The organism is Mariniflexile gromovii (genome assembly GCF_017814435.1).
Taxonomy (GTDB): domain Bacteria; phylum Bacteroidota; class Bacteroidia; order Flavobacteriales; family Flavobacteriaceae; genus Mariniflexile; species Mariniflexile gromovii.
In genome coordinates, this window is record NZ_JAGJCB010000002.1 from 286979 (window position 1) to 308302 (window position 21324).

Below are 21324 nucleotides of genomic sequence, written 5' to 3' on the forward strand. Positions count from 1 at the left end.
AGATAAGATTATTCTAAAGACTTAAAGCAAAGAATTTTTAAGATCGTATTTCAAATAAAAAAACTACTTGTTTTGCTTCTGAAAATGATCAAAAATGTTTCTTAAATCCTTTTTATGCGGCAAATGGTCTGCACGTCCTTTCTTAAAGATATCGTTGCTATTGCCTTGTCCTTTACGCAGTTCCTTCTGTTCTTCATAAGGCAAACGGTTTATCTCCATACAGGTTGTAGAGCAACAGTTTTCCATTTCTTCCTTGCATTTTGGACATTGAATAAATAGCAAATGGCATGCTTCATTGGCGCAATTGGTATGCACATCAAAAGGTTCGCCACATTGGTGGCAATTGGCTATCACATCGTCGCTTATTTTTTCCGCGCGCCTGTCATCAAACACAAAGTTTTTTCCTAAGAATTTATTCTCTAATTTTTGTTCGTTTACTTGTCTGGTATATTCAATAATGCCGCCTTCCAATTGGTACACGTTTTTAAAACCTTTGTGCTTAAAGTAGGCACTGGCTTTTTCGCAACGAATACCACCGGTGCAATACATTACCAAATTTTTATCTTCTTTATGGTCTTTTAAGTCGGCTTCAATAATATCTAAAGAATCCCTAAACGTATCCACATCGGGGGTTATAGCATTTTTAAAATGGCCAATTTCACTTTCGTAATGGTTTCGCATATCAACCAAAACGGTATTTTCATCTTCAATAAAATCATTAAATTGTTCTGCTGCCAAGTGAATGCCTTTGTTAGTTACATCAAAGGTATCATCATCCAAACCATCGGCAACAATTTTATTGCGTACTTTTACTTTTAGCTTTAAGAACGACTTGTTGTCTTGCTCAATAGCGATATTCAATCGGATTCCTTTTAGAAAATCGATACTGTCTAAGTGTTCTTTAAATTCATTAAATCGGTCGGCAGGTAAAGAGAGTTGCCCGTTAATACCTTCGTGAGCTACATAAATTCTACCCAATACCTCTAAGGCATCCCAGGTTAAAAATAAATGATCTCTAAAAATTTGTGGATTTTCAATTTTAGCGTACTGATAAAAAGAAAGCGTCAAACGTTTTTTTCCTGCTTGGTCTATTAATTCGGCTCTTTCTTTTGCGCTTAATTTATTGTACAGTTGCATGCTATACTAATGTTTTAAGGTTAAAGATTGTTTTAAGGCACAAAGTTACAATTTTTAAAAAAACTAGCACAATAATCACAAAAAAAGCACCCATTTATAAAACAGGTGCTTCCTAAGAATAGTTTGAGTTAGTCTGCGTTTAAAGCATTCTTAATATTTGTTTCATAGCAATATCTTCCCAACTATTTATTAGTAGATGCAAAATGTTCATAAAGGTTGCGTTATAAAATTGTAAGATGACGAAACTTATAGTATTTTAGCATCCATTACTTCAGAAAATAAAAATAAAAATGAGCAGCGAAAAAGAAGCTAAATTAAAAGCACTAAAACTTACATTAGATAAATTAGACAAAGCCTACGGAAAAGGTACCGTAATGAAAATGAGCGACCAAGCGGTTGTAGATGTTGATGCTATTTCATCGGGGTCTCTTGGTTTGGATATTGCCTTAGGCGTTGGCGGTTACCCACGCGGACGTGTAATCGAAATTTACGGACCGGAATCTTCGGGAAAAACAACCCTTACTTTACATGCTATTGCCGAAGCACAAAAAGCTGGTGGAATTGCCGCTTTTATTGATGCTGAACATGCTTTTGATAGATTTTATGCTGAAAAATTAGGTGTAGATTTAGAAAACTTAATTATCTCGCAACCGGATAACGGTGAACAGGCTTTAGAAATTGCCGATAATTTAATTCGTTCAGGCGCTATTGATATTGTAGTAATAGATTCTGTAGCTGCCTTAACGCCAAAAAGCGAAATTGAAGGCGAAATGGGCGATTCTAAAATGGGGTTACACGCACGTTTAATGTCGCAAGCCCTTAGAAAGCTTACCGCTTCCATAAGCAAAACAAACTGTACCGTAATATTTATTAACCAATTACGTGAAAAAATTGGAGTTATGTTCGGTAACCCAGAAACTACAACGGGTGGTAATGCTTTAAAGTTTTACGCATCGGTTCGTTTGGATATCCGTCGTTCTACACAAATTAAAGAAACCGATGGTAACGTTACAGGTAACAAAACCCGCGTAAAAGTGGTTAAAAACAAAGTGGCGCCACCTTTTAAAACGGCTGAATTCGATATTATGTATGGAGAAGGTATTAGTAAAGTTGGCGAAGTTTTAGATATTGCCGTTGAAAACGAAATCATTAAGAAGAGTGGTTCTTGGTTTAGCTACGATGAAACCAAACTGGGGCAAGGTAGAGACGCTGTTAAAGCACTCATAAAAGACAATCCAGAACTCATGGAGGAACTCGAAGTTAAGGTTAGAAAAATAGCCAAAGCCGCTTCAGCTTCAGAATAATTTAAAAAAATCCCGATGTGTATCGGGATTTTTTTGTTTTAATACGCAACCTTTTGGGTACAAACGCATCTATAAATAAAAACTGTTTTAAAGATAATTTTTATGAAAAAGCTAATTGCCCTAAGTTTAGCTTTAGTTTTGCTCGTTTCGTGCAGTTTAAATGACGACAACGACACACACTATAGCTTTGAAGTTTTACCGGTAGAAAGTGTTGATATTCCTAGCGAATTTACACTAGGAGAAACATACCCTATAACGGTTACGTATTTAAAACCCACAGCATGCCATGTTTTTAAGGAATTCTACTATTCAAAAAACCTAAATGAACGTACTGTGGCACCTATTACTATAGTTTATGAAAATGATAATTGTGAAACTTTGGATAATGTTTCAGAAGAAGCTACTTTTAACTTTATAGTTACAAGCAATGGCTCTTACATTTTTAAGTTTTGGCAAGGTGAGGACATTAATGGAGAAGACCAGTATTTAACCATTGAAGTACCAGTAGTAGAGTAGTTTAGGTATAAATTAATACGTATTTAATTTGAGTTTAGATCAACTCATAGAAAGTTGTAAAATTAATGATACTAAAGCACAAAGTGAATTGTATAAACTCTTTTCGAGTAAGCTATTCGCAGTGTGCTTAAAGTATTCACGTAACTATGCCGAAGCCGAAGATAATTTGCAAGACGCATTTTTAATAATTTTCAAAAAAATTGATCAATATAAAAGTAAAGGTTCGTTTGAAGGCTGGCTAAAACGGGTTACCATAAATACCGTATTGCAACAATATAGAAACGAAAAGGTTTTTGAAATAGTAAACGAAAACATTATTGATGAGGTTGAAATAGATATTGATGAAGACACATTATCCATCGATTACCTTTTACGAATCATACAAGAATTGCCAGACAGGTACAGATTGGTTTTCAACCTATATGTGCTAGATGGATATTCGCACAAAGACATAGCAAGTATGCTAGGTATAAACATAGGTACTTCAAAATCAAATTTAGCGCGTGCTAGACAAATTTTGAAGCAAACTATTGAAGATTACAAAACAACACACAGTTTACAATCATTATAAATGAATGATAAAAAACACATAGACCGGTTATTCCAAGAACACTTTAAAGATTTTGAAGTGGCTCCTAACGACAAAGTTTGGGAAAACATTGAAGCACAACTTAACCAAGACAAGAAAAAACGCCGCATCATACCTATTTGGTGGCAGTATGCAGGTGTTGCTGCGCTATTGGCACTGTTATTAACCATTGGTAGCTCGTATTTTTTTAACGAAGAAACCAGCAACCCTGTGAAAGTGGTTGATACCGAGGATACCCAATCGCGAAGTTCTAGTACCGAAAACGACACTAAAATTGCTATTGAAAAAGACCATGTTACACCTAGTAATTTAGAAAATGCTTCTAAAAACGATGTTTTAATGCCTTCTAATACTAACAAAAGTGATGCATCGCAAGAAACATCCATAGCTTCAAATCCATCTTCAATTAATACAAATGAAGATACTCAGCAAGCTGGAAGTTCTTCAAACAAACCATCGCTTGTAAAAAACAGCTTTAAAAACCCAAATAACAATGCACTTGCATCAAATTCTGAAGAAAAAAGCAACGCTACAGAAAAAAACAACGCTGTAAATTCAGCCGTTGCTAAAAATTCTGGAAACAACACGGAAGTACCTCAAAAGAAAGACCCTTTAATCGACTCCAAAAAAGCACAAGAAGTAATCACTAATGCATCTAAAGATAACACAGCGGTTGCTAAAACTGAAAATAAAACTTCACTTTCTATTGAAGAAGCTTTAGACAGTAATAAAGATATTATTGAAAAAGAAAAAAACACCAACAAGTGGCGTATTACACCAAATGCAGCACCTGTATATTTTAACAGTTTAGGCGAAGGGTCTTCTATAGACCCGCAATTTAACAGCAACTCTAAAACAGGAGAAGTTAACATGAGTTACGGTATTAGCGCCAGTTATGTTGTTAACAACAAAATACAAGTGCGTTCGGGCGTCAATAAAGTAAATTTAGGTTATAACACCAACAATGTAGTTGTTTACCAATCGGTTGGCATAAGCTCTAACACGCATGCATTACAAAATGTAAATACAACTATCAGTAATGATGCTCCTGATAATTTTTCATTAGTCAGTGGTGAAAGTATAAGTGCCAAACCGGAAGACTTTGCAACTACCAATACGTCTATTAATCAGGCTTTGGCTTACATTGAAGTACCTTTGGAAATTCAATACGCACTTGTAAACAGCAAATTGGGCGTTAACCTTATAGGTGGCTTTAGCTCGTTCTTTTTGAGTGATAATAAAATATATTCGGAAGCCGAAACGGGTACACGTACCTTTTTAGGTGAAGCGAGCAATATAAATAAAGTAAGCTATAGTGCTAATTTTGGTTTAGGATTGAACTATCAGGTTTCTAAAAAAATTGACTTGAATTTAGAACCTATGTTTAAATATCAAATTAACACGTTTAACAATACTTCTGGTAATTTCACACCATTTTTTATAGGTGTTTATACCGGATTCGCTATTAAATTTTAGGTTTTTGGTTAGATCTATTAGGTACTGATTTTCATTAAGCTCGAAAATCAATATCGGAAAAAGACTGCTCTCCCCAGAGTGGTCTTTTTTATTTGTTGAAGATTTCTAATTGTTTCAAAATAACACTTCTTGCTTCTTCATTTAAAGCTTTTGTATCTTTAATAGTTAACCCTTCTGTAGTTAAAAATTTATGGATTTTTACACGCATTTTTCCAGGGCCGCCACTAAAAAAGGTATATGAAAGGCGCTTTTTATTATCTCCAAACGTTATGGGCACTATAGAAATTTGATGGTTTATGGCCAACCTAAATGCACCATCCTTAAAATCATCTAAAACAATATGCTCTTCAGGAACACCACCTTCAGGAAAAATGCAAATGCTTACACCAGTTTTCAATCGTTTTTGTGCTCTTAAAAAAACGGCTTTTCTGCTTTTTTCAGAACTTCTATCTACCAAAATACAGGTCCGCTTATAGAAAAACCCAAATAACGGAATTTTAGTTAGCTCCTTTTTTCCAACAAAAACAAATGGATTTTTTATTGAAACCAGCATGAGCATAATATCTGCCATCGATGTGTGGTTGGCAATAAACATATAACTTTTGCTTTTTTCTGGCGTTTGTTCTCTTTCTATTTTCCAATGAAAACCCATGCCAATCAAAATGATTTTAGCCCATAAACGAGCCAACTTAAAAAAGAACGGATACCACGATTCTTTCAAAATAGAAATTAAAAGTATGGGGAACAGTATAAGTATTGGCAATGCTACAAGTATGTAGAACCAAATACGGTATAAAATCCAGAATAGATATTTAAAAAGCTTCATCGCACCCAAAAATACATAATTGTATTGAGCAATTCTATTAAAAAAATTACCTTTGCCTTAATAAGAGGCTGCCTGAAAAGTGTATAAAGTTTTATTTGTCAGGTTGAACTTGTCGAAACCGATATTGATTATCACCAAGTTGAAATATTTCGACAGGCTCAATATGACATAGAACCCCACTTTTCAGACAGCCTCTAAAAAAACGTATAATCAATTAATTAGATTCCCATTTTCATGGGAATGAAAAAAATGGCAAGAATACTAACAGGCATACAAAGTACAGGAACACCACATTTAGGAAACATTTTAGGCGCATTAATGCCCGCAATAAAAATGGCTAACAGCCCTGAAAACGAATCGTTTTTGTTTATTGCCAATTTGCACACCTTAACCCTTATTAAAGATGCCGAAACATTAAGGCAGAACACCTATTCTGTGGCGGCTACATGGTTGGCTTTTGGGCTGGATATTGAAAAAACGGTGTTTTACAGACAAAGTGATATTCCGCAAGTAACAGAACTGTCTTGGTATTTAAGTTGCTTTTTCCCGTACCAGCGTTTAACATTGGCGCATAGTTTTAAAGATAAAGCCGACAGATTGGAAGATGTAAACGCAGGTTTGTTTACATACCCCATGCTCATGGCTGCCGATATTTTGATGTATGATGCCGAAATAATTCCGGTAGGGAAAGACCAATTGCAACATATAGAAATGACGCGCGATGTGGCATCTCGTTTTCATGCGAAAATGGGTGAGGTTTTTGTATTGCCAGAAGGAAAAGTGGAAGAAAACATCATGCTTATTCCAGGTACCGATGGTGAGAAAATGAGTAAAAGTAGAGACAACACCATCAATATATTTTTAGATGATAAAAAACTACGCAAGCAAGTAATGGCTATTCAAACCGATAGCACGCCTCTTGAAGACCCTAAAAATTGGAACACTTGCAACTGTTTTGCTATCTATAAATTACTAGCTAGCGACGAACAAATTAAAACCATGAAAGCCAATTACGAAAACGGCAATTATGGTTACGGACATGCTAAACAAGCCTTGTTTGAATTAATAGTTGAAACATTTGCTGTACAACGCGAACGCTACCACTATTATATGAACAATCTAGAAGAAGTAGACAAAGCTTTAGCTTTAGGTGCTGAAAAAGCAAGATTGGTAGCTGATGACGTTTTAAAGCGCGTTAGGGAAAAGGTTGGATATTAATTCCTGCAAAAGCAGGAATCTGATTGTTTGAATCTCGAAATAAAATTGAAACTTTTAGTTTCTTTGATGAGATTCCTGCCTGCTCAGGAATTCTTAAATGACCTCAAACAACTTTCCGGGCAATGGGCGAACCACACCTTTTAATTCCATATTTAACAACACACTGGCTATTTTAAAAATAGGCAGATTGCAATTTATGGCAATCGTGTCTAATTGTTGTGTGTCGTTTTCTTTTAGGTAGTTATAAATTGTTTTTTCAGTAGCATCCAATTCTACAAATAATTGTTTTTGAATAACGGGTTTCTTTTCTTCTTCCAGTTTCCAATTTAAAATATAGGGCACATCTAAAGCGGTAGTTAGCATATGTGCTTTTTGGTATTTTATTAAATTGTTGCACCCCGAACTTTGTAAATCGGTGGTTCTGCCCGGAACTGCAAATACATCGCGGTTATAGGAATTGGCAATATCGGCAGTTACTAGGCTTCCGCCTTTTTCAGCAGATTCTATAACAATGGTGGCTTCACTCAAACCAGCAATCACTCGGTTTCTTTTTAAAAAATTGTTTCTATCAAAAGTATCGGTGCTCCAAAAATCGGTGAAAAAACCACCGTTTTTTTCAACATCAACCATATACTTTTTATGTACAGCCGGATAAATAGTGTTCAAACCATGAGCTAAACAACCAACGGTTTGCAAATTGTTTTTTATAGCTGCTTTATGTGCTGTGATATCCGTACCATAAGCAAAACCCGAAACAATAACTGGATTATAAATGGCTAGCTTTTCTACTAAATCTTCACAAAACGCAATACCACTTGTAGTAATTTTTCGTGCCCCAACAATGCTAATAATTCGCTGTTGTTTTAAATGGATGTTTCCCGTTTGAAATAATACCATAGGGCCATCAATACAATGTTTTAGTTTTTCAGGATAATTGCTGTCTTCAAAATATAAAACCTGAATATTATTTTCTTTAATAAACTCAAGTTCCTTTTCAGCTTCTTTTAAGTGATGGGGTTTAAACAAATCGCCCAAAATAACACTTCCAATACCATCAATTTTTAGTAGATTTTGCTTCTTTTCCTTTAAAACAGCTTCGGCAGATCCACAATGATTGATAAGTCGTTTAGCCGTAATATCGCCAATATTTGGCACATGTTGCAACGCTAAAGTATAAAGCAAATCATTTTCGCTCATTGTATACAATTGATTTTGAAGTTAAAGAAAAGAATTTTTTACGATGTTAATAAAAAGTTTGAAGTTAATTTTATCCAAAAGCAAAAAATTATAACTTTGTTTCTATGCAATTAGAAACCTACATAAGCGATTTACTCTATAGATATGAGTGTGTTACCATCCCTGAATTTGGGGCATTTTTAACACAACGTGCATCTGCAACCATTGATGATGCCACTAATACGTTTTATCCACCTAAAAAAACGGTATCGTTTAACGAGCAAATTCAAAAAAACGATGGCTTGTTAGCACATTACATTGCCGATGTGGAAAAAATTCCTTTTGAGGTTGCGAATGAAAAAATTGCAAAACGTGTTAACAGTATAAAATCGTATTTAACACAGGGTGAAACCATTACTTTTAAAAATATTGGAGACATTACTTTTAACAGTGAAGGTAAAATTTTATTTGAACCGGCTTATAGCTTAAACTATTTAACCGATTCTTTTGGTTTATCGCAATTGGTATCGCCAACCGTTTCTAGAGAAGTTTATAAAACTGAAGTTGAAGCTATTGAGAAAGTGATTCCGCTTACCGTGACACCGGAAAAACGCAAAGCAAGACCTTATTTTAAATATGCTGCTGTAGCTTTAATAGCCTTAACAGTGGGTGGCTTGGTATCATCTAAATACTATGTAGACCAAATTGAACAACACAATCAACTAGCCCAAGAAAAAGCGTTCCAACAGCTTGATGCTAAAATTGAGCAAGCTACTTTTAACTTGAATCCGCTTCCTGCCATTACTTTAAACGTGACTAAAAAATCGGGTAATTACCACGTGGTTGCTGGTGCTTTTAGGGTTGAAGATAACTGCGAATCCATTATAAGCGAATTAAAAGCGCAAGGTTTTAACGCCAGAACCATTGGTGTAAACAAATACGGTTTACATGAAGTGGTGTATGGTAGCTACGAAACTGCCGAAGAAGCTTTAAGTATTTTGCGCGATGTTAGAAAAAACCAAAACGAAGACGCTTGGTTATTGGTTAAAGATCTAAACGTTACTGCTGAGTAATTATATTTTAAAAGCACTTCCTAAATTATAAAATCGTTTTACCTTTGCCACATAATTAAATATGTTGTGATGCAAGCTAAAACACCCGAACAATCTAAAACGATTCTTACAGACATGGTTTTACCTGGTGAAACCAACCCATTAAACAACCTTTTTGGAGGTGAGTTATTGGCGCGTATGGATAGAGCCGCAAGTATTTCGGCACGTCGCCATTGCAGACATATTGTGGTAACCGCCTCGGTAAACCACGTGGCTTTTAGTAAAGCGGTTCCGCTTGGAAGCGTTGTAACGGTAGAAGCAAAAGTGTCTCGTGCTTTTAAAACATCTATGGAAGTGTTTATTGATGTTTGGATTGAAGACCGCATCTCTGGTGAACGCACCAAGGCCAATGAAGGTATTTACACCTTTGTAGCGGTAGATGATACTGGAAAGCCTGTATTGGTGCCTGAAGTACTGCCTGAAACCAATTTGGAAAAACAACGTTTTGAAGCTGCTTTACGCCGAAAACAATTAAGCTTATTACTTTCTGGAAAAATGAAACCTAATGAAGCGACTGAACTAAAAGCTTTGTTTGAGTAATTAAACTTTTATAAAACTTTAAGGTCTAATAGTATAAAATCAAATCTTAAAAAGCTATGAGACCTATTATTTTACTTTTTTCGTTTATGATGATGCTAAGCCTATCGTCATGCGCCGCAAGAGTTGTTGCACAACCTGCATCCGTTACTGTTGTAAAAGCACGTCCTGCTAATTACAAAATAGTTAAGGTTAAAGGAAAACGTTACTATTTTTGGAACGGAAACCATTATAGAAAAACCAGACGTGGTTTTATTTTGGTAAGGCTTTAACACCAAATACAATTACTTGGTATTAAAAGCCATAATATAGATAAGATTCCTGCCTAAGTTTATCTTAAGCGCAGCCGAAAGGCAGGAATTTTACATTTTAAAAACCCACGATGCCGGATTTTCGGTAGCTGTTCCTTTTGAAATTGAAAAACTCAAAATCGTTTCTCCGTTCGATGGATTGGTAAACACCTCGCCTATGGCTTGTTTGGTGGTTACTTTATCACCTTCTTTTACATAAACGGTTGATAGATTTTTATATAATGTTAGGTAATCACCATGACGTATCATTACAATGGGGTTTACGTTTTTCATTCTTAGTACCGCACTTACTTCACCGTTAAAAACAGCGTACACTTTAGCACCTTTTTCGGTGGCTATGCGCACCCCATTACTTTTAATGGTTAACGAATGGTCTATAGGATGCGGCTGTGTACCGTAACCAAGCGTTACATAGCCTTTCTCTACAGGCCAAGGCAATTTCCCCTTGTTAGATACAAAATTAGCCGCCAAAACCTTCTCTTCTGGTGTTAAAGCAAACCCCGAAGAGCTTTTTGTTGATGTTGCATCCGATTTTTTATTGGATTTAGCAATAGCTTCTTTAATAATACGGTCTATTTCCGCATCTATTCTATCAGCCTCTTGTTGTTTTTGTTTTATTTGAGCAGCATAAACAGATAAATTCTTTTTAATGCCTTTCATTATTTCTTCATGCTGTTTCCGTTCGGCCTCTAAAGTTTTTTGGATCTCTCTGTTTTCCGCAATGAGTTTTTTCTTGGTTTCCTGTTGCTTTAACAAGTCTAAATTAGTGGCTTGTAATTCGGCTGTTTTTGCTTTTATGGTTTCACCTTGCTCCTTTTGGTGGTCTGTATATTGCTTCATATACTGAAGACGCTTATACGCTTGTTTAAAATCGTTAGCAGAAAGCAAAAACATGATTCTACTTTGTTGGTTTCTGCTTTTATAAGACTTAACCATCATTGCAGCATAATCTTCCTTTAAAACCTTTAATTCGTCTCTTAAACTCGTAATTTTCCTTTGGTTAAAGTTAATATCCCGCGTTATTAAATTAGTTTGTTGGTTGGTAACTTTAATGAACTTATCCAACACATCAATTTTATGTTTGGAATCTTGAATTAAAGTTAATTGCACCTTTTGCTTACTTTGGTTTTCTGCACGTAACTGAGTGATTTTTTGAAGTTCTAAACGAAGCTCTTGTCTACGCGCCTCCAACTCTTCTTGTTTGGCACTTTGAGAAAACACAAAAATACTACAAAACAAAAAGCTAAGTAGTACTACATTTTTTAATGGTTGGTTATTTTGTAACATTAAAGTTTTATTTCTTTAAAACCTGAGGGTATTTTATATGGAAAACTTAAATCTTCATTTAAAGTAACGCCCTTAAACTCTAATTCTATAATGGTTTCCTTATTCGCTTCAACAGCAATAACTTTTATATTTTCTGGCAATGTTTGTTTTTCTACTTCTTGATAGGTTAAATAATCTATCTGCAAATGTCTCAATGCTTTTGGTTGTGATACTTGTTGCGATTTTATTTTGAAATGAACAGGATCTAACAAAAAGAAAATTTCAAAAAGTTCACGTTGTTGTTTAGGTTGAAGAATATAAGATGTATCATTCACAGAAACTTCATAAGCATTTGAATTTAACGGGAAAATTGCCTCTCCTAAAAGTAAATTCTGTACTTTTTGAAAATCTAATTCCGTTCCTAACAAATCACTTAAATATTTGTAATCGCCTTCAAAATACGTGTTATCCAATTTATTGTAAAAACTCACTTTTTCAGGCGTCACTAAGGCTTTTACAACCGAAAACGTAGCGCTTATCCAGATCACTTCATCTTTTTTTGCTCTAAAGTTTACGGTGTACGATTGTACTTTATCATCTTGAGCATATGTTATTTTAAGTCTAGATTGTAGTGTTTTAAAGTCCGGCGTACTTTTAGCATTTTCTTTTAAAAGTTGTTTGGCATTTAAATTTAAATTAGCTTCTCCACCTGCAATGGTTTTAGACGATTTGCAATTAAACACCAAAAATGCCAATAAGGTAAAAACGATGTACTTTAATTTGTTCATTAATTTGAGGTTTCTAGTTGTTTTGCTTTATCACTAAACGTTTTTGCCTTTGCTGTATTGTTTAACGAGCCGTAAGCAATGCTTAATTGCTTGTAAAAATCGATTTCCATTTTGGTATCATCAATTACATAATCCAATCCTGTTTCCAAAATATCTACCGCTTTTTTTGGTTGATTTAATTGGTTTAATGCCACCCCATTAATTAAATAAAACAAGGGTTGTGCGGGGTATTTTTGAAGCACCTCGTTACTCTTGCTCTCGGCTACACTAAACTTTTGCAAATCTATGTAAAGTAACAATACGTTGCGAATCACATTGAAGTTTTCTGAATCTATTTTTAAAGCCGCCTCAAAATACTCTAAAGCTTTTGCTTTGTTGTTTTTTGATAGATAATATTGCCCAAGTTCTATAAGCGTTTTGCTGTTATTACTATCACCAACCAAAGCCGTAGCTTCTACTAAATCGGCTTCGTATTGCGGATTGTTGCCCACAAACTGAACAAAGTCGGTAAGTACCTTAAGTTTGGCTTCGGGTTTTATCTCTGGACTTTTAACCACAATTTTCATCGATTCAATCGCTTTTTCAGCATTATCGTCATCTAAATAAAATTTATACAATGCCAAATGAACAATTTGTGAATTCGGATTGATTTTCAACAATTCTTTGGCCGTTTCAAACGCTTTTTCCTTTTCGTTATTTTCGCTATAACGGAAAATGAGTTGCAGATAATTCGATTCCTTATCTGGGTTATCTTCAACACGCGCTTCCAGATTTTTAATTTGGTCTTTTTTGCGCCCCGTAGCTTCATAGATTTGATTTCGCATAAAATCGCGTGCTACCGATATGCCAAATTCCGCATCCAATTCATCTAAAATTTTCAAAGCATCGTTATACTCTTTGGTTTTTACATACAATGCCGCTAAATTTTCTTTATAATCGGGGTGGTATTTCAACAATTGTTTCACGGTTTTAATGGCTTTATCAAACTCGTTTTGTTCCATGTAAAACGAATAAAGCGCATCTAAAAACCATTCGTTTTCTGGCGCCTTACTCACCGCTTTTTTAAAGGCATCTTCCGCGGCACCAAAATTTTTAAGCTGGTTATAGTTTTTTCCCAATTCAAAATATAAAACAGGTACCGAATTATCCTGTTTGATACATTTTAAAAGTGCATCAACCGATCGGTCGTAGTTCTCAACAGCCTTTTGCTTTAAAGCTTCGTAAAAAAGTTCCTGAAATTCATCTTCAACATTGCCTAAATCGTCCGTTGGTTTTTTATTAAAATCTACTTGGGCATAGTTAATCTGCGGCACTATAAAAAGTCCGAATAGTAAAATGCATATGTAGATTTTTTGTTTCATATTTACCTGCGGAGGCAGGTATCTTTTTAATTAATTCCGCAATTTATTATAGTTTAGATTCCAATTCAAACTTAAATCCGTCCAATTAGGATTCATTTCTTCAATAAACTTAATTTTCCAGCCTCTTTTCCATTTTTTGAACTGCCTTTCTCTTTTCTCAGCTTTATTTCCATCTTCAAACTCTTCAAAATAAATTAATTTGTCACAATTGAATTTGGCAGTAAAAGATTTAGGGTAAACTTTTAGCTTATGCTCTTTGACTCTTTCATCAATGTTATCTGTCACCCCTATGTACAAAACGCCATCTGGTTTGTTTGTCATGATATAAACGTACCAATGTTCCATACTATTTTTTTAAGAGATTCCTGCCTTCGCAGGAATTATTCTAAAACAGAATAATCGCCAATACTTACACTCGTAAACTTTCCATCAAATTTTACATGATTCCCAATCATGGCCTCATCTAAATTTGCATTTTTAATGGTAGTATGTGTTTGTATTAAACTATTTTTAATGGTGGAGTTTTCAATAATGCTGTTTTCCCCAATAGATACATTTGGACCAACGGTACTCTTTTTAAGCATCACGTTTTCACCAATAAAACAAGGCTCGATAATATTGGAATCTTGCACTTTTGCCGATGTTGCTACCAATTGCTCTTCGCCATCTGCTTTTAAAAATCCTAACATTCTGGTATTGGTTTCAACGGTTATGGCTTTGTTTCCACAATCCATCCACTCATCAACGGTACCTGTTTTAAAAATTTTACCATCGGCCATCATACGTTTTATACCATCGTTAATTTGGTATTCGCCTCCATTGGTAACGTTTTCATCTAGAATTTGTTGTAGTTTTTCTTTTAAAACCGCCACATCTTTAAAGTAATAAATACCTATAACCGCTTGGTCGCTTACAAAATCTTTGGGTTTTTCAACCAATTCAACTATTTCTTGTTTGTTGTTTAACTTAACAACACCGTAAGCTTCGGGGTTTTCTACTTGTTTGGTCCAAATAACGCTATCGGCTGTTGGGTCTAAGGCGAATTCAGCCCGAATCAAAGTATCGGCATAAGCAATTACTGCTGGCCCGGATAAAGATGGTTTAGCGCACATAATAGCGTGACCTGTGCCTAAAGGTAAATCTTGGCGGTAAATAGATGCTTTGGCACCTAAATCGGTCGCTAGTTTTTCTAAACTTTCAACCACATCATCACCAAAAAAAGCAGGATCGCCTAAAACAAAAGCAATTTCATCAATAGGTTGTTTTAAAACTTTGGCAATATCCTTCACTAAACGGTGAACAATGGGTTGACCCGCAACAGGAATTAAAGGTTTTGGTACGGTTAAGCTGTGTGGGCGCAAACGAGAACCTCGTCCTGCCATGGGTACTATAATTTTCATTTAATTGAGTTGATTTGTGTATTCGTTTTATGTTCTATAATCATAAATCGCTAATCGTAATTCTTCTTTTACTTTGTCCCAGTGCTTCCAAAGCCACCTTCTCCCCTAATGGTTTCTGAAAGTTCTTCAACAGCAACCCATTCTGCACGGTCGTGTTTTGCAATGACTAGCTGTGCGATGCGTTCGCCGTTTTGAATTACAAAATCTTCATTGGAAAGGTTTACCAAAATCACACCTATTTCTCCTCTATAATCGGCATCAATGGTTCCTGGTGCATTTAAAACCGTGATGCCCTTTTTTGCAGCTAAGCCACTACGCGGACGTACCTGGGCTTCGTAACCTATGGGCAGTTCAATAAACAAGCCTGTGCCTACAATGCTTCGCTCTAAAGGTTTTAATGTGCGCTCTTCTGATAAATTTGCTCGTAAATCCATTCCTGCTGATGCCTCTGTTTCATAATGTGGCAAAGGGTGATTGGATTTGTTGATTATTCTAATATTCATTTTTTTCGTTTAATTATTGGTAATAACGTTTCTTTTTCTCCATAATATATAAAATATGAAAACAGCAAAATTAATGGAATTCCAACTAAATAATTTTCTCTAAAAAAATAAAAAGAAACTATTGAAAAACCAATTGAAAGTGACAAATAAAGTGCTATTTTTTTAATGTCGTATGGAATAGGATATTGTTTTCTGCCAAGATAATAAGAAATCAACATCATTGAGCCATAAGCTCCAATAGTTGCTATGGCAGAGCCATAATAACTTCCAAAATATCCTGGTTTTGGTATTAACCAAAAATTCAGTACTAATGTAACTACTGCCCCAATCAAAGAAATATATGCTCCAATGTATGTTTTATCAATCAATTTATACCAAACCGAAAGATTCGTGTAGATTCCAAGAAAAAAATTAGCTAAAATAATTAACGGAACAACTTTCATGGCAACCCAATATGAAGGATCTCTTATTAACAATTGCTTAAATAAGTCGGCAAAAACAATAACATTCAACATAATAAAAGAGCCGAAAATCACAAAATACTTGGTTACTGTTGCATAGGTTTGTGGAGCATTTTCATTTTTTGCATGACTGAAAAAAAACGGCTCTATACCTAATGAATAAGCGGTTCTGAACAATACCATGAACAAACCTATTTTATAACATGCCGAATAAACTCCAACTTCAGCATCGGCAATGTTTGGTGGTAATAATTTTGCCAATAAAATTTTGTCAAATTGTTCATTAATGGCAAATGCAATGCCAGCAATTAAAATGGGCAAACCATATTTCATCATTTTTTTCCATAAATTGAAATTGAATTTCCACTTTAATCGAACATAGTTTTGAGATAAAAAGATGAAAGTTAAAAAACTTGCAACCAAATTAGACACAAAAATATACCCTACTTGAAAGTTTTCAATATAAATTGAATTCCAAATACCATCTTGATTTTGAGTAGCTAATTTTGGCAAAAGGATTAAAAAAAATAAATTTAAGGATAGATTGATTATTACATTTCCAATTTTTAATACCGCGTAATATGTTGGTTTTTGAAAAGCTCGAAGTTTAGAAAAGGGTACAATTACTAACGCATCTAATACTAAAATCCATATGGTGTAAGTTACATATTGAACATCGATATTGATATAATTAGAAATGTTTTGTCTAAAAAACAATGCTAACAATAAGAATAGCATGGTAGACCAAAAGATAGAAATTGTAGCTGTTTGTATAACTGATTCTTTTTGGTCTTCTTTATTATAAAATCTGAAAAAGGACGTTTCCATTCCATAAGCTAGAATGACATTGAAAAAAATCATGTAAGCAAATATGATAGTTACTTGTCCGTATTCTGCTTTTGGTAAAAATTCGGTGTAAAGTGGAACAAGAAAAAAGCTGAACATTCGTGGAACAACGGTTGCTAATCCATAAATTGCTGTTTGCTTAAATAATGTTTTGAGTCCGCTCAAGGATTATTTATTTATCTGGTTAAAAATACGTTTTTAGCCAATGCAAACCAAAGATAAATTATTGGTTCTTAGCTTATGCTTATAGTAATTTTAAAGCTTACTTTTTTTTGATTTTATCAATTTTAAAATACGTTATACCTTTCCCTTGTTTGTAACTTACCATACATTCATCTTCTTTGAGCTGAAAACGCGGTTTTCTGGGGATTTCTGGAACTTTATTTCCATATTCGGCATAAGGCTCATTGCTCATTATAATATTAGATTTGGACGTGTTTTTAGGTTGAAACCTACCAATATAAACTTTATCATTTACAAACTCCAATTGGGATTCTTTCCCATGAAAATAAACATTATCAAGCACAATGTTGTTTGGGTTGGATGTAATGGGGATTACTATAGAAACATGAGCTCCATCTTCTTGATAATAAACATCTCCTATTTTTAAAGGCGAATCGGTTTGTAGTTTATTGGCGCTTACACATTGGGAAAAGCTAGCTAAAACCAATCCTATAAAAAATAAATATATAAAGCTTTTAAATAATTGCATGTTATTAAATTGAACCGATTGTCGGTAATTAGTAATAATTCTATTTCTATGCCAGGTCGAGCCTTTCGACTGCGCTCAAGATAAACCAAAGTCGAGACCTCATCATTACCTAAGTTAATCGGACAACCTCTCGACTCCGCTCGAGGCGACATTACGTTATGAGTAATATCACACAATCGAAATTGAATGTTATAAAGATAACTTTTCAAAAGTAATGCCATAAAAAAACCCCACTTGAAAGTGAGGTTTGATGTTATAATGAGAAACTGAAACAAGTTCAGCATGACAATTAATTATTCAAAGCTTCCGCACCACCAACAATTTCTAAAATTTCATTGGTAATGGCTGCTTGACGTGCTTTGTTGTATGTTAATTTAAGCTGATCTCTTAACTCTTTTGCGTTATCTGTTGCTTTGTGCATCGCAGTCATACGCGCACCGTGTTCGCTCGCGAAAGAGTCTCTAATGCCTTTGTACAATTGTGTTTTTAAAGACTTAGGTATTAGCTGCTCAACAATTTCAACTTTTGAAGGCTCAAAAATGTAATCTAAATTTACATTTGAATCTGATTGCACTGGTACAATTGGTAAAAATTGTTCAGTCATTACAATTTGGGTTGCTGCATTTTTAAACTTGTTGTAAACGATTTCGATTTTATCGAACTCGCCGGCAACAAACTTAGCCATGAGCATTTCGGCAATTTCAGCTACGTTATCAAACGTTAAATCATCATAAATAGCACTTTTATTTGCAATGACTTTATTGGTCTTTTTAAAAGCGTCATTCGCCTTTTTTCCAATAGCTAAATACGAAACCTCTTGGTTGGCGTAGGTTTTAGAAGCTAATCTATTAACTTCTTTTATAATATTTGAATTAAAAGCACCTGCCAAACCTCTGTTGGAGGTAACAGCTACAATTAAAACCTTTTTTACCTCGCGTTGTGCAGAATATTTGCTTCCAGAATCTGCATCTAAAGTAGCACTTAAACTTTGTAAAAGTTCAGTTAACTTATCTGCATAAGGTCGCATTGCAGTAATAGCATCTTGAGCTTTCTTTAACTTTGCAGCCGATACCATTTTCATGGCACTGGTAATCTGCATGGTTGAAGATACCGATGTGATTCTATTACGTATTTCTTTTAAATTTGCCATGTTTCAAGTTATGAGTTATGAGTGCTGAGTTATGAGTTTTTAATGATTGCTACCAAAATTCTAATTAACTCCTCACACTTATTCTTCATTTCTTTTGGTACTTCTCTTCCGGTTGCTTCTAATAATTCTAATCAATATTTAGTTTCATCAGCTTCTTTAAGAGCAATACCAAACTTATTTTTAAAATCCTTTGCGCTAACCCCTCTTTGTGCTTCCCTAGTATTTGCTCCAATACTGGTTCCGCTTTTTAACAATTGAGAAGCTAATTCAAAATCTTTTTGTTCTTTTAACTTATCACAATATTTAACTATTTCACAGGCAAATTCGAAACTCTTAATTCTAATAGGACTTTCGTTTAAACCCATTTCTTCTAGTTATGAGTTATCAGTTTAGAGTTATGAGTATCAAGAATGGTATAACACTCTGAACTCATAACTCTGAACTCATAACTTTTTAAGCTCTATATTTTCCTGATAAATCTTTAGCTACAGCTGTTAATGTATCTGTAACCTCATCAGTTAATTTACCTGCTTTTAAGTCTGCTAACACATTTGCATGTTTTGCTTTTAAGAATTCAAGATAATCTCTTTCAAATTCTTTTACTTTTTCAACAGGCACATCTCTTAATAAGTTTTTAGATCCTGCATAAATAATAGCAACCTGATCTTCTACTGTAAACGGATCGTTTTGAGCTTGTTTTAAAATCTCAACGTTACGTTTTCCTTTTTCAATTACATTTAAAGTAACTGCATCTAAGTCAGATCCAAACTTAGCGAACGCTTCCAATTCGCGGAATTGTGCTTGATCTAATTTTAAAGTACCAGCTACTTTTTTCATGGATTTAATCTGAGCATTACCACCAACACGAGATACCGAAATACCTACGTTAATTGCTGGACGTACACCAGAGTTGAATAAATCTCCATCTAAGAAAATTTGCCCATCTGTAATAGAAATTACGTTTGTTGGGATATAAGCAGAAACGTCTCCCGCTTGCGTTTCAATAATTGGTAACGCTGTTAACGAACCACCACCTTTTACGATGCCTTTTAGAGAATCCGGAAGGTCGTTCATATTTTTAGCGATCTCGTCATTATTAATAACTTTTGCAGAACGCTCTAATAATCTAGAGTGAAGGTAGAAAACGTCACCTGGATACGCCTCACGTCCTGGTGGACGACGCAATAATAAAGATACCTCACGGTAAGCTACTGCTTGTTTAGATAAATCATCAAACACGATTAATGCTGGACGACCCGTGTCTCTAAAGTACTCTCCAATAGAAGCTCCTGTAAAAGGCGCGTATACTTGCATTGCTGCAGGATCGGATGCATTTGCTGCTACGATAGTTGTATAGGCTAAAGCACCTTTTTCTTCTAATGTTTTAGCAATTAAAGCTACTGTTGATGCTTTTTGACCAACGGCAACATATATACAATATACAGGCTGACCTGCATCATAAAATTCTTTTTGATTTAAGATGGTATCAATACAAACTGCTGTTTTACCAGTTTGGCGGTCACCAATAACCAGCTCACGTTGACCACGACCTACAGGAATCATCGCGTCGATAGATTTGATACCCGTTTGTAATGGTTCAGTAACTGGCTCACGGAAAATAACCCCAGGAGCTTTACGCTCTAAAGGCATCTCATAAGTTTTACCAGAAATAGGCCCTTTACCATCTATTGGGTTTCCTAAAGTGTCTACCACACGTCCAACAATACCTTCTCCAACATTGATAGAAGCGATACGACCTGTACGTTTTACTGTAGAACCTTCTTTAACTCCTTTAGAAACTCCTAATAATACAATACCTACGTTATCTTCTTCAAGGTTAAGTACGATACCTTCTAAACCTGCTTCGAATTCTACTAACTCACCATATTGAGCGTTAGCTAATCCGTAAGCACGTACAATACCATCACCTACAGTTAATACAGTTCCAACTTCGTCTAAAGAAGCACTTGCTTCGAAACCTGCTAGTTGTTGCTTTAAGATTGCTGATATTTCAGCTGGTTTTACTTCTGCCATCTCTATTTAGATATTAGACGTTAGATCTTAGGTGCTAGACACACCAACTTCTAACGTATTTTTAATTTATTGAAAATTCTCTTTTTAATTTACTTAATTGATTTGCAATACTTGCATTGTATTGAATATCCCCAACTCTTAAAATGAAGCCTCCTAAAATGCTTTCATCTACAATACTTTTTACTTCAATATCTTTACCTGTAAGCTCTTTTGCTTTAGCCAATACTTTTTGTTTTAAAGCGTCGGTTAAAGGAATTGCTGTGGTAACTGTTGCTACTTGAATACCTTTAGATTCATCGAATAACTGCGTATACTTTGAAGCAACATCGCCCAAAATAGCAATTCTATTGTTAGTTACTAAAGTATCTATTAAGCTTAAAGTTGTTTTGTCTGCCTTTTTAAAAACCTCCAACAACACTGCTTTTTTTACCGAAGCACTTATTACAGGGCTCTGTAGTGCATCGTTTAAATCTTTGCTTTCTGCAATAGTGCTTGCAATTAGCTTCATATCAGCGTTAACAGCATCGGCCGTTTTTCTGTCGGATGCTAAACTTAAAACTGCTTTTGCGTAACGTATTGCTGCTCTTGCTCCTGCCATGTT

At 34.8% G+C, this 21324-nt stretch carries 22 protein-coding genes and 1 pseudogene; 8 read left to right on the forward strand and 15 right to left on the reverse strand.

Annotation, left to right across the window (positions count from 1 at the left end; genetic code table 11):
- Positions 1 to 63 precede the first annotated feature (63 nt).
- Positions 64 to 1137, reverse strand: a complete 1074-nt coding sequence (gene trhO / locus J8H85_RS03125) for an oxygen-dependent tRNA uridine(34) hydroxylase TrhO (protein ID WP_209652594.1) — start codon at positions 1135 to 1137, stop codon at positions 64 to 66.
- 290 nt (positions 1138 to 1427) lie between these two features.
- On the opposite strand from trhO, the gene recA reads away from it, so the two are divergent.
- From recA to J8H85_RS03145, 4 genes are all read left to right on the forward strand, one after another.
- Positions 1428 to 2441, forward strand: coding sequence for a recombinase RecA (gene recA / locus J8H85_RS03130; protein WP_209652596.1), 1014 nt, complete (start codon positions 1428 to 1430; stop codon positions 2439 to 2441).
- A 102-nt stretch (positions 2442 to 2543) separates the two neighbouring features.
- Positions 2544 to 2957 carry a hypothetical protein gene (locus tag J8H85_RS03135; protein WP_209652598.1) on the forward strand — a complete coding sequence of 138 codons (414 nt, stop codon included), beginning with the start codon at positions 2544 to 2546 and terminating at the stop codon, positions 2955 to 2957.
- Between the two features lie 28 nt (positions 2958 to 2985).
- Positions 2986 to 3528, forward strand: coding sequence for an RNA polymerase sigma factor (locus J8H85_RS03140; RefSeq protein WP_209652600.1), 543 nt, complete (start codon positions 2986 to 2988; stop codon positions 3526 to 3528).
- The gene (locus J8H85_RS03145; RefSeq protein ID WP_209652602.1) at positions 3529 to 5022 is read left to right on the forward strand and encodes a hypothetical protein; all 1494 of its coding nucleotides are present in this window, start codon (positions 3529 to 3531) and stop codon (positions 5020 to 5022) included. It abuts the gene before it with no gap.
- A gap of 88 nt (positions 5023 to 5110) precedes the next feature.
- Here the strand turns inward: J8H85_RS03145 and J8H85_RS03150 are convergent, their stop codons facing one another.
- Positions 5111 to 5848, reverse strand: a complete 738-nt coding sequence (locus J8H85_RS03150) for a lysophospholipid acyltransferase family protein (RefSeq protein ID WP_209652603.1) — start codon at positions 5846 to 5848, stop codon at positions 5111 to 5113.
- A gap of 249 nt (positions 5849 to 6097) precedes the next feature.
- Between J8H85_RS03150 and trpS the strand changes: the two genes are divergently transcribed.
- Positions 6098 to 7066: a tryptophan--tRNA ligase gene (gene trpS / locus J8H85_RS03155; protein ID WP_209652606.1), complete on the forward strand. Its 969-nt coding sequence runs from the start codon at positions 6098 to 6100 to the stop codon at positions 7064 to 7066.
- 93 nt (positions 7067 to 7159) lie between these two features.
- Here the strand turns inward: trpS and dprA are convergent, their stop codons facing one another.
- Positions 7160 to 8263: a DNA-processing protein DprA gene (gene dprA / locus J8H85_RS03160; RefSeq protein ID WP_209652608.1), complete on the reverse strand. Its 1104-nt coding sequence runs from the start codon at positions 8261 to 8263 to the stop codon at positions 7160 to 7162.
- Positions 8264 to 8367: 104 nt separating this feature from the next.
- Here dprA and J8H85_RS03165 point away from each other — a divergent pair, with 104 nt between their 5' ends.
- From J8H85_RS03165 to J8H85_RS03175, 3 genes are all read left to right on the forward strand, one after another.
- A complete protein-coding gene (locus tag J8H85_RS03165; RefSeq protein WP_209652610.1) occupies positions 8368 to 9315 on the forward strand; it encodes an HU domain-containing protein in 948 nt (315 codons plus the stop codon).
- Between the two features lie 69 nt (positions 9316 to 9384).
- Positions 9385 to 9894 carry an acyl-CoA thioesterase gene (locus J8H85_RS03170; protein ID WP_209652612.1) on the forward strand — a complete coding sequence of 170 codons (510 nt, stop codon included), beginning with the start codon at positions 9385 to 9387 and terminating at the stop codon, positions 9892 to 9894.
- Positions 9895 to 9950: 56 nt separating this feature from the next.
- Positions 9951 to 10163 carry a DUF6515 family protein gene (locus J8H85_RS03175; protein WP_209652831.1) on the forward strand — a complete coding sequence of 71 codons (213 nt, stop codon included), beginning with the start codon at positions 9951 to 9953 and terminating at the stop codon, positions 10161 to 10163.
- A 90-nt stretch (positions 10164 to 10253) separates the two neighbouring features.
- Here J8H85_RS03175 and J8H85_RS03180 read toward each other — a convergent pair whose 3' ends face one another.
- The 12 genes and pseudogenes from J8H85_RS03180 to atpH all read right to left on the reverse strand — a co-directional run bounded on the left by J8H85_RS03180 (position 10254) and on the right by atpH (position 21321).
- Entirely contained in the window at positions 10254 to 11489 is a 1236-nt protein-coding gene (locus J8H85_RS03180; RefSeq protein WP_209652614.1) for a murein hydrolase activator EnvC family protein, read from the reverse strand.
- Positions 11489 to 12256 (reverse strand): DUF4292 domain-containing protein, encoded by a 768-nt coding sequence (locus J8H85_RS03185; protein ID WP_209652615.1) that lies wholly within the window; start codon positions 12254 to 12256, stop codon positions 11489 to 11491. Before J8H85_RS03185 ends, J8H85_RS03180 begins: the two co-directional genes overlap by 1 nt.
- Positions 12256 to 13617 (reverse strand): tetratricopeptide repeat protein, encoded by a 1362-nt coding sequence (locus tag J8H85_RS03190; protein ID WP_209652617.1) that lies wholly within the window; start codon positions 13615 to 13617, stop codon positions 12256 to 12258. Before J8H85_RS03190 ends, J8H85_RS03185 begins: the two co-directional genes overlap by 1 nt.
- A gap of 30 nt (positions 13618 to 13647) precedes the next feature.
- Positions 13648 to 13962, reverse strand: a complete 315-nt coding sequence (locus tag J8H85_RS03195; protein ID WP_209652618.1) for a GIY-YIG nuclease family protein — start codon at positions 13960 to 13962, stop codon at positions 13648 to 13650.
- 35 nt (positions 13963 to 13997) lie between these two features.
- Positions 13998 to 15017: a sugar phosphate nucleotidyltransferase gene (locus tag J8H85_RS03200; RefSeq protein ID WP_209652619.1), complete on the reverse strand. Its 1020-nt coding sequence runs from the start codon at positions 15015 to 15017 to the stop codon at positions 13998 to 14000.
- 68 nt (positions 15018 to 15085) lie between these two features.
- Positions 15086 to 15520, reverse strand: coding sequence for a dUTP diphosphatase (gene dut, locus J8H85_RS03205; protein WP_209652620.1), 435 nt, complete (start codon positions 15518 to 15520; stop codon positions 15086 to 15088).
- Positions 15517 to 16992 carry a lipopolysaccharide biosynthesis protein gene (locus J8H85_RS03210; RefSeq protein WP_209652621.1) on the reverse strand — a complete coding sequence of 492 codons (1476 nt, stop codon included), beginning with the start codon at positions 16990 to 16992 and terminating at the stop codon, positions 15517 to 15519. Before J8H85_RS03210 ends, dut begins: the two co-directional genes overlap by 4 nt.
- A gap of 97 nt (positions 16993 to 17089) precedes the next feature.
- Positions 17090 to 17539 carry a hypothetical protein gene (locus tag J8H85_RS03215; protein ID WP_209652622.1) on the reverse strand — a complete coding sequence of 150 codons (450 nt, stop codon included), beginning with the start codon at positions 17537 to 17539 and terminating at the stop codon, positions 17090 to 17092.
- A gap of 289 nt (positions 17540 to 17828) precedes the next feature.
- Positions 17829 to 18689, reverse strand: a complete 861-nt coding sequence (gene atpG, locus J8H85_RS03220) for an ATP synthase F1 subunit gamma (RefSeq protein ID WP_209652623.1) — start codon at positions 18687 to 18689, stop codon at positions 17829 to 17831.
- 29 nt (positions 18690 to 18718) lie between these two features.
- Positions 18719 to 19054, reverse strand: a pseudogene (locus tag J8H85_RS03225) (four helix bundle protein).
- 88 nt (positions 19055 to 19142) lie between these two features.
- Positions 19143 to 20723, reverse strand: a complete 1581-nt coding sequence (gene atpA, locus J8H85_RS03230; RefSeq protein WP_209652624.1) for a F0F1 ATP synthase subunit alpha — start codon at positions 20721 to 20723, stop codon at positions 19143 to 19145.
- Between the two features lie 61 nt (positions 20724 to 20784).
- Positions 20785 to 21321, reverse strand: coding sequence for an ATP synthase F1 subunit delta (gene atpH / locus J8H85_RS03235; protein ID WP_209652626.1), 537 nt, complete (start codon positions 21319 to 21321; stop codon positions 20785 to 20787).
- Positions 21322 to 21324 lie beyond the last annotated feature (3 nt).

What these genes read in the sequence shown, in the direction of transcription:
- atpG (WP_209652623.1), bottom strand. Translation starts at nt 18,689, where the DNA reads ATGGCAAATTTAAAAGAAATACGTAATAGAATCACATCGGTATCTTCA.
- atpH (WP_209652626.1), bottom strand. Translation starts at nt 21,321, where the DNA reads ATGGCAGGAGCAAGAGCAGCAATACGTTACGCAAAAGCAGTTTTAAGT.
- trhO (WP_209652594.1), bottom strand. Translation starts at nt 1,137, where the DNA reads ATGCAACTGTACAATAAATTAAGCGCAAAAGAAAGAGCCGAATTAATA.
- dprA (WP_209652608.1), bottom strand. Translation starts at nt 8,263, where the DNA reads ATGAGCGAAAATGATTTGCTTTATACTTTAGCGTTGCAACATGTGCCA.
- J8H85_RS03215 (WP_209652622.1), bottom strand. Translation starts at nt 17,539, where the DNA reads ATGCAATTATTTAAAAGCTTTATATATTTATTTTTTATAGGATTGGTT.
- J8H85_RS03200 (WP_209652619.1), bottom strand. Translation starts at nt 15,017, where the DNA reads ATGAAAATTATAGTACCCATGGCAGGACGAGGTTCTCGTTTGCGCCCA.
- trpS (WP_209652606.1), top strand. Translation starts at nt 6,098, where the DNA reads ATGGCAAGAATACTAACAGGCATACAAAGTACAGGAACACCACATTTA.
- J8H85_RS03170 (WP_209652612.1), top strand. Translation starts at nt 9,385, where the DNA reads ATGCAAGCTAAAACACCCGAACAATCTAAAACGATTCTTACAGACATG.
- J8H85_RS03145 (WP_209652602.1), top strand. Translation starts at nt 3,529, where the DNA reads ATGAATGATAAAAAACACATAGACCGGTTATTCCAAGAACACTTTAAA.
- J8H85_RS03185 (WP_209652615.1), bottom strand. Translation starts at nt 12,256, where the DNA reads ATGAACAAATTAAAGTACATCGTTTTTACCTTATTGGCATTTTTGGTG.
- J8H85_RS03135 (WP_209652598.1), top strand. Translation starts at nt 2,544, where the DNA reads ATGAAAAAGCTAATTGCCCTAAGTTTAGCTTTAGTTTTGCTCGTTTCG.
- J8H85_RS03150 (WP_209652603.1), bottom strand. Translation starts at nt 5,848, where the DNA reads ATGAAGCTTTTTAAATATCTATTCTGGATTTTATACCGTATTTGGTTC.
- J8H85_RS03190 (WP_209652617.1), bottom strand. Translation starts at nt 13,617, where the DNA reads ATGAAACAAAAAATCTACATATGCATTTTACTATTCGGACTTTTTATA.
- J8H85_RS03195 (WP_209652618.1), bottom strand. Translation starts at nt 13,962, where the DNA reads ATGGAACATTGGTACGTTTATATCATGACAAACAAACCAGATGGCGTT.
- J8H85_RS03175 (WP_209652831.1), top strand. Translation starts at nt 9,951, where the DNA reads ATGAGACCTATTATTTTACTTTTTTCGTTTATGATGATGCTAAGCCTA.
- J8H85_RS03165 (WP_209652610.1), top strand. Translation starts at nt 8,368, where the DNA reads ATGCAATTAGAAACCTACATAAGCGATTTACTCTATAGATATGAGTGT.
- dut (WP_209652620.1), bottom strand. Translation starts at nt 15,520, where the DNA reads ATGAATATTAGAATAATCAACAAATCCAATCACCCTTTGCCACATTAT.
- recA (WP_209652596.1), top strand. Translation starts at nt 1,428, where the DNA reads ATGAGCAGCGAAAAAGAAGCTAAATTAAAAGCACTAAAACTTACATTA.
- J8H85_RS03180 (WP_209652614.1), bottom strand. Translation starts at nt 11,489, where the DNA reads ATGTTACAAAATAACCAACCATTAAAAAATGTAGTACTACTTAGCTTT.
- atpA (WP_209652624.1), bottom strand. Translation starts at nt 20,723, where the DNA reads ATGGCAGAAGTAAAACCAGCTGAAATATCAGCAATCTTAAAGCAACAA.